We start from the raw sequence: 754 nt of genomic DNA on the forward strand, positions 1-754 counted from the left end.
TCCGATCTGTGCTGATTAAACGCGATCTTTAACTTTTTCTTTCAGTTCTGCTTTTTCTGCATCAGAAATGAAAGCAAGCTCAAGGCCATTGATTTGCGCTTGGCGAATCTGCTCTTGGCTCAGGCCGGCTGCTGGCGCCGCCACTTCGTATTCGTAAGGTAGCTCAATACCTTCTACCGCAGGATCATCCGTATTTAGACACGCTAGAACGCCGTGGTCTAGGAACTGTTTCAGTGGGTGATTTGCTAGAGAATCGACCGTACTGGTTTGGAAGTTCGACGTCAGGCACGATTCGATACCGATACGGTTTTCCGCTAGGTAATCCATCAGTTTTGGATCGTGAATCGCTTTCACACCGTGGCCGATACGCGTTGCACCAAGCTCTTGAATGGCTTGCCACATGCTTTCAGCGCCCGCCGCTTCACCAGCGTGAACTGTCACGTTTAGGCCTGCATCACGCACTTGTTTGAAGTGAGAGACAAAGCGATCGCCTGGTTGGCCAAGCTCATCACCTGCAAGGTCTACTGCTACGATGTGGTCTTTCTGGCTTAGAATTGCATCCAGCTCTTGCTGACATGCATCTGTGCCAAATGTGCGGCTCATGATACCGATAAGGTTCGCTTTGATGCCAAAGTCTCGCATGCCTGCTTGTACGCCATCGACAACCGCTTCAACTACGCCAGCGACTGGCAGTTTGTGTTTCATCGCCATGTAGTATGGTGAGAAACGCAGTTCGGCGTAATCAATTTGTGCG

1 protein-coding gene is annotated in these 754 nt (G+C 50.4%); it reads right to left on the minus strand.

Annotated elements, in window-relative coordinates; translation table 11 throughout:
* Window positions 1–15: 15 nt before the first annotated feature.
* The coding region (add, locus tag R8O11_RS27150) for an adenosine deaminase (RefSeq protein ID WP_318194867.1) at window positions 16–754 on the minus strand (739 nt) is incomplete at its 5' end.

This window comes from Vibrio sp. 1288, from assembly GCF_033344475.1.